Origin of the sequence: Sutterella sp. KLE1602 (assembly GCF_001578585.1) — a bacterium.
GTDB classification, from domain to species: Bacteria; Pseudomonadota; Gammaproteobacteria; order Burkholderiales; family Burkholderiaceae_F; genus Sutterella; species Sutterella wadsworthensis_A.
In genome coordinates, this window is record NZ_KQ968548.1 from 1 (window position 1) to 6789 (window position 6789).

Consider the following 6789-nt stretch of genomic DNA (forward strand, 5'->3'; position numbering starts at 1 on the left):
TCACCATTATTCTGAAGGAGCGAACGCGTGAAGCGTCCGCCATTCAGGACGTTTTGGTGAAAGTTGATCCCGGTTCCAAAAGCACCGGGCTTGCGGTGGTGAGGAAGGATGAAAAGAACTTGCACCATGCACTCGCCTTCATCTGCCTCAACCATCGCGGATCGAAGATCCGAGACGCCTTGACGTCCAGAAGGCAGCTTCGCCGAGGACGCCGGAGTCGGAATCTTCGCTACCGTGCTCCACGGTTTCTGAATCGGAAAAAGCCGAAGGGTTGGCTTGCGCCATCACTTCAGCATCGTGTCGACGCCGTCATGTCTTGGATGAACCGCTTGACAAGGCTTGTCCCTGTCGCGGGTTTTGTTCAGGAGCTTGTGAAGTTCGATACGCAGCTGATGCAGAACGCGGCAATCTCCGGCGTGGAATACCAGCAGGGCGAGCTTGCAGGCTACGAACTCAAGGAATATCTCCTCGAAAAGTTTGACCGCAAGTGCGTCTATTGTGGCAAGAGCGGGGTTGTGCTCAACGTCGAGCACATCATACCCAAGGCAAGAGGAGGTTCCAACCGAGTTTCGAACCTCGCCATTGCCTGCACTCAGTGCAACCAAAAGAAGGGAGCTATGCCGATTGAGGATTTCCTCAAGAAGAAGCCTGCTCTTTTGGCTCAAATCCGCAAGCAGCTTAAGACACCGCTTCGAGATGCAACCGCCGTCAATGCGACGCGTTGGGCGCTCTATCGGAATCTCCAGGCAACGGGTTGCACTGTCGAAGTCGGCTCTGGTGCACTGACCAAGTTCAATCGTCACGCTTTCAGCGTGCCGAAAGAGCATTGGCTCGATGCACTATGTGCTGGTCGCATCGACGGCGTGGCCGATTGGGAGAACCTGAGGCCGCTGCAGGCGTACTGCATCGGACGTGGCTCCCATAAGCGGACACGCACGGACAAGTACGGCTTTCCTCTCTGCTACTTTTCGCGCTACAAGCGCCCGAACGATTTTGGAACGGGGGACTATGTGCGCGTGAAGGTAACGCGAGGGAGAAATACCGGCATTTGGATTGGAAGGGCGACCTTGACAGACGGGAAACTTTCCGTAGAAACGAAAGCAGGTCGCGTCAAGGCTACTTTCCTCAATAGTAAATGTCTCTTCAAAAGCGACGGGTATAAGTATCAATATCTGTAGCAAAAAAAGACTTGACATTTCAAATCCAACCTCGAAAGAGCAATACCCATGAGAAATTGCCCAAGCTCAATCGCCCTGTTTTCGTCAGCCGAAACAGGGCGATCCTTTTGCCCGCCTGGATGAGTTGCTGGGGCGGCCAAGCCCTCGAAGCTACTCAACAGAGACCCAGCACGCGCTTGAGCCAGAAGACGAAGCGCGTCCACCACGAACGATGGTGCTTTCGCCAATTCCACGGAGCTTCGGGATTCTCTTCCTGCCAAAGCCCGATCCGATCCCTTCTGGCCACTTCATAAGCATGCCGATACGTTTGCGCCACGTCTCGCGGCATGCGGTTGAAATAATGGAAATACGGCCAAGCCGCCCCTCTCTCGATCATTCGCAGACAGACGTCCTCGCCATCGCACAGGACGACACTCACGTAACGCCCATAGATGTCGCGATCAACCGCCGACACGTCGATGCGCCTGCCCTCGATCATGCGAGCGAGGATGATTTGGGACATGCCTCCAAACGTCTGCTCGGTTTCGGGCGCATCAATCCCGAGAAGACGGAGCTTTACTCGCCGCCCGTACCAAGTCTTCACCCAGATCGAATCTCCGTCGCAGACGTAGGTCACCCTCGCCCGAAACTGCCATGGGAGACTGTGCTTCCGAAAGAGAAACAGAAGCAGTGCAACAACCGTTGCCCCCGCTCCCAAAAAGCATTCGAAGGGAATGGCCTCAAGCGTAGCTACCATCACTCGAAGAAGCCCTTCATCTTGCTCATGCGTGCATCAAACGCCTGACTGTGTTCTTCGGACCTGTCCACCGCACGCTTGCGGCGTTCGTAAGCCACGTCAACCTCCTCCTTTCGCAGAAGACGATTTTCAAAGACGTAGCGCATCTCGGTTGAGTAAATAATCGGGTTCTCGCAAGTGCCAGCGAACAGCGAAGCGGGGCGTCCCTTCATGCGTGTGACGCGAATGCGCCCGCGCTCGGGAGCTTCCTTGATGGAAACCAGCGACACATCAGATTGCAGGCGTCGGCAGAACTTTGAAAAGCCGAAGCGCTTGGTCAGCATTTCCTCAAGCAATGAGCCCGTGGTCACGCCGATGGGCGAGAGCACCGCCGTCTCCAGAATGCCCGTCTCGGGATTGAAGTCGAGCTGCATGTGGGCTTCGTACGGGAAGTCGAAGCACGTTCCGTAAAACTCCCGCCTGTCCATGTCCTTGGGGTTCGTCACATCGCGACAGACCTTGGGCAATGCATCGCCCTGCGGAATGTCGTCGATCTTCGTTACGCCGACAGTCAGGCTTCCAAACTCGATTTTCTGGAGTCTGGCCTTGGCATAGGTTTCGGCATCGAGCATGCGCTCCTGGAAGTGTGCATTGATGGAGACCATGTACCCGGTCTGTGCTTCGTGAACGGAAACTGTGAACATCGGCGTGTCATAGGAGACGCTGTTTGCAGCGTAAATCTCCTTGAAGTACGGGGTACCAGTAGCATCAAGCGTATCCGTGATGCGCTTGGCAAACTGATCCGCCCGCTGTCGACTTTTGAACGTGTAAGTTGCCCCCGTCAGGACCTCGTTCACGTTGGCGTAGCTGAAGATCACCTCGTCGCCTTCTGCAAGGAACTTGCTTGTGTTTCGGCAAGCCACACGACCCGAATAGTCCGACCACGACGACTGAATGCGTCGGCAGTCGGGATGCTTCTTGAAAAGCGAGAACACGTTGTCCTGAAGGAAGACCACATCGCCCAGCCGCAGCTTCCATTGGTCAAAGTGCGCCATGAAGGCGAGGCTCGGAAACAGGAACTTCTCCTTTTCCTTTGCCTCCTCTTCGGCCTTCTTCTCCTTGTTCTTGAAGACGATGGTAGGACGACGAAACACGCGGTCGGCAGGGACCGCCTTTTCAGGCTCCTGCTTCATTACTTCCGTCCCGTTGTGCGTGCGAGCCTCAATCCCCTCCTCGGCAGCCACCGCGTTCGAGGTCAATGCCAAAGTGGCCAAGGGATAAGCACACATGAGGGTCAATGCGAGCTTGTGCATTCGATTTTCTCTCCTTCTCTGCGAAATTTTCAGCCGCTGTCAGGCAACTGCTGCCGACGAACCTTGCCGAACGTTTTCAAAACAAGGCAGGCTGCACCGTCGGAGCGATTCCAACTACTGTTTTCGAAGTTGGAATCAAAATCACGCTGTATCCGTTTTCGAAACCATGGATGCTGCGGCAACGCCATCCTGGCGGCATCTGCTGAACCAAGAGCTCCAGAAACGCCGGCTTCGTCATGCAGGTTTCGACCTTCGCCCGAATCGCCGTCACGCGATTTCGGCGTCCGATGCCGTTCCAGCTGAGATCTTCGACGAGCTCCAGCAGGTCCTCGAACTGGTCGTTGTTGACAAAGTCTTTGAGCATGCCACCTCCTCAAATTCGTTTTTGGATATTGGCAATGGCGAGCATTGCACCGACTGACCAGAAAGCCATCAGCATCGGGAACACAGCGGGCGGAATGGTGACGGGCGCAAAGAAGAGCAGGATCGTCACCACCGTGATAAGCGTCATGCCCGACCTTGCCCAGTGATTCACCACGGGCGAGGTGTAGCCGAAGTCCGTCTGCTTGATCGCACGCTCGTTCCAGCCATGAAAAACGGCAAGAAGCCCGAGCGGCAACCACAGCGGAATGAGCACCTTGAAGAGCGCGATGCGGCGCAACACCCAAAATCCGAGTTCGAGGAGCGTGAGCTTTCGCTCCTTCGCCCACGTGAGCACGACGTTGTTCTGCTCAGCCAGACGCTCCTCGCGCTTGCGCTGCGCAGGATCCTCGGACATCCAGTCTCGAAGCGAGTTCTTGTCCAGCCTGTCGAAGCTCTTCAGGTACCATCCGTCCGCAATCGCGTTGATGCGCGTGAGCGTCGAATGGCCGAACTGTTCTTCGATCCACTGTCCCTCAACAGCCGACGATTTTCGAACGGTTTCCTTAGAAATCGTTGCCAGACTAAGGAAAAACAGCAGGCAAACTAACAATATGGCCACGCCGAGCGGCCATTCCCTTTCAGAAGACGCCATGTTGATCGACCTCTCTTTCGCGATTGTGTTCCGTTGATGACCTGAGGATCTCGGGGAGCTTCAAACCGGCGTTCAGATCGCCGTAGCTTGTGAGCTTCCCCTTCGGATTCAGGACGGTTATTGAGCGCCCTGCCTCACCGCATCTGAATATGTCTTTGCCAACCGGTGTCAAGTTCGTGGACAGGCCCAACCAGGTAGGCATGTACGCCGGGAGTTCCATAGCAGAACAAGGCCCGCGCGTTCTGGCGACCTGAGTCTCTGAAACCGAATCGCCCAGCTCCAGAAACGGCACGACGAACTGCTGTTTCGAAAACGGATTTCGACTGCTTCGCACGCGGCGCTCGTTCTCTGCCGTGTTCGAAGCGGCGCTCACTTGCTTCTTTCCCATGAAGCTCATGCCGGCCACGCCAAATTCACGCTGGAAGTCAACGGCATGATCAGACACGAAGAGGATCGAATGGGTTTCGCCTCTGGCTCTGAAGATCCCGCTGACCCGCTCGATGAGCTGATCGGCCTTGAGCGCCGAAGCAAGGTAGCAATCCAGCTGCTCGCCCCAATGCGCTTCAAAGGGCCTGCCCACGCCGTCCAAGCGGTCGCAGACGTTCTCGTGCGAGCCGTAGGCGTGAAGCACGATGAGACGGCGCTGGTCCGGCGCTCGATCCAAAAGAGCTGCAAGCTCGCCCACCATGGCGAAATCGTCGCCTCGCTTCACGAAAATGCGCTCGTCCGCAGACTTGGCAATGTGCGAAATCGGCAGGTCCTTCGGCCCCGTTCTCCCCTGTGCACTCACCCAATAGGTCTTGAACCCCGCCTCACGCGCCAGAGCGACGACGTTGTTCTGAGGCTGGACCTCTTCGCCTTCGCTCAGAGCCAGAAGCCTCGGAACGGCTGACATGGTGGCGTAGGAAGGTGCAACCATCTCGTCAACGGTCTTAAGCGGCTTCGACGAGAGAAAGGGTGTCGTCGGATATGGATTCCCGTAAATCGCCAAAGCATCGCTTCGCAGCGATTCACCCAGAATGAGCACGTAGTTCTGCAACGGCTTCCGATCCGGCAAGGTTCCCGTCACGTGCCACGCGACGGGATCCGCACGACGTTCAAAGCCGTAGAGGATGTAGCCCACCGGAGATGTGATGAAGACTAGCGGAACCAAGACCGGCAGTAGCCAGCCGGCCTTTCGAAATCCCGGTTGAAGGTTCGCGGGCACGGGCTTGGCATATCTTCCAATGGCGAAGATGAAACCGACAGCCGCAATCCCGGGAACCAGAAAGTCTGACGGCGGCAGCGTCGACAGGAACCCGACAGCCTCGGCGGCATTGCTGCCGAAGACCGTATCCGCATTCTGCACCGTCAGCAGGGCTTCGCCGGTCATCAGGCGCATGGGGGTCAGCACGGCAAGACTTGCGGCCAGAATTCCTCCTGTCCACTTCCAGGAGCCTGCATGCAAAAGCCAAAATCCGATCAGGAAAAGGACGACCGTGTTCTCGACTGCTGCGAGCCAGTTGCCCGCATCATGCAACTCCAGTGCCTCGTTTGCACCAACCCCGAAAAATGTCCACTGCGTCCAACAAGCCAGTGAAAATCCGATGACGAAATTACCGGGCGCGATCCGCGAATTACATTCTGGTGCAGTACCGTTACCGTTGAAGAACATCAAACAGACGTAGCGAGTTGGCGCTCTCGATGATGCTGTAGCGCCTCCATCGCACAGAAGGACTCTGCACGGAAATACCGACTGCGGTCATCCTGAAAGAGCTTGCGAACCTCAGGACTGGTAATGCGATTGAGAACAATGCCACGCAAAATGATCTTGTCGTCAGGTGACACGCCATATTCCTTCGCCAAATTGGTTTGGTAAAGCGGAATCTCCAGAAGACCTTCGATCATTTCGTGCACGAAGTAGGCCAAACGGCGAACATCCGAAAAAGTACGCAACACGGAAATGATCTGCGTGTCATAGAGATTTACCACACGCATCACAAAGACGTAGATGTCCTGATAGGACTGATACGGACGTAACTCGTGCATCACCGCAAGGGAAATTGAACGAATGTCGTCCCAGTCGCTCATTGCTCCGAACATGCATGGCTGCGACTTCATGAGGCTGAATAGAGCTTCCTCTTCGGAAATCCCGCGAGCATGAGCAATTTTCCGGATGTTGTCTTCTTCAAGTTCACGAATGCGCTTGGATGTCAGCGCTATGCTGTAACTTTCTTCCAAATTATGTCTCCTCATCGAGCTTGAATCAATCAGCCTTGGTGGCTTGATAGTACGGGCCACGATGAGTGTTTTTGACAGGGCAGAAAGCAGGTTTTGCTTATCTGTTCACAAAACAAGGGGATTGCAACATTTGTTCGCAACTTTTGGCGCAAATAGACCACTTGTCCCTTGCATCTCAAGGGCGGATGCGGCAAGGACGGCCCTTTCGAGCCGCCCTCCTCAATTAATCGCGCCGGACTAGCCAAGCAGCTTGAGTGCCGCGGAAACAAGTAGCGAGACTACGACCGAAGCAATCGAGAGCCGAAACCGAAAATTCAGCCAAATCCGCCAGGAACCCTCGCCTCGGTG

The 6789-nt window shown here is 55.6% G+C and carries 7 protein-coding genes; 1 reads left to right on the forward strand and 6 read right to left on the reverse strand.

Going from position 1 to position 6789, the window contains the following annotated elements:
- Positions 1-1178, forward strand: a 1178-nt coding sequence (iscB, locus tag HMPREF3036_RS07360) for an RNA-guided endonuclease IscB (protein ID WP_062333079.1), incomplete at its 5' end; no start/stop codon positions are given.
- A gap of 154 nt (positions 1179-1332) precedes the next feature.
- Here the strand turns inward: iscB and HMPREF3036_RS12480 are convergent.
- From HMPREF3036_RS12480 to HMPREF3036_RS07390, 6 genes are all read right to left on the reverse strand, one after another.
- Positions 1333-1914: a thermonuclease family protein gene (locus HMPREF3036_RS12480; RefSeq protein WP_062333082.1), complete on the reverse strand. Its 582-nt coding sequence runs from the start codon at positions 1912-1914 to the stop codon at positions 1333-1335.
- A complete protein-coding gene (locus HMPREF3036_RS07370; RefSeq protein ID WP_156469772.1) occupies positions 1914-3206 on the reverse strand; it encodes a hypothetical protein in 1293 nt (430 codons plus the stop codon). Before HMPREF3036_RS07370 ends, HMPREF3036_RS12480 begins: the two co-directional genes overlap by 1 nt.
- Before the next feature lie 76 nt (positions 3207-3282).
- On the reverse strand, positions 3283-3570 hold the full coding sequence (locus HMPREF3036_RS07375) for a hypothetical protein (protein WP_062333092.1): 288 nt from the start codon (positions 3568-3570) through the stop codon (positions 3283-3285).
- 9 nt (positions 3571-3579) lie between these two features.
- A complete protein-coding gene (locus tag HMPREF3036_RS07380; RefSeq protein ID WP_062333094.1) occupies positions 3580-4221 on the reverse strand; it encodes an IncC plasmid conjugative DNA transfer DtrJ family protein in 642 nt (213 codons plus the stop codon).
- A complete protein-coding gene (locus HMPREF3036_RS07385; protein WP_062333097.1) occupies positions 4208-5875 on the reverse strand; it encodes a sulfatase-like hydrolase/transferase in 1668 nt (555 codons plus the stop codon). The genes HMPREF3036_RS07380 and HMPREF3036_RS07385 overlap by 14 nt, the downstream gene beginning before the upstream one ends.
- The gene (locus HMPREF3036_RS07390; RefSeq protein ID WP_062333101.1) at positions 5875-6441 is read right to left on the reverse strand and encodes a hypothetical protein; all 567 of its coding nucleotides are present in this window, start codon (positions 6439-6441) and stop codon (positions 5875-5877) included. Before HMPREF3036_RS07390 ends, HMPREF3036_RS07385 begins: the two co-directional genes overlap by 1 nt.
- Between the last annotated feature and the right edge of the window lie 348 nt (positions 6442-6789).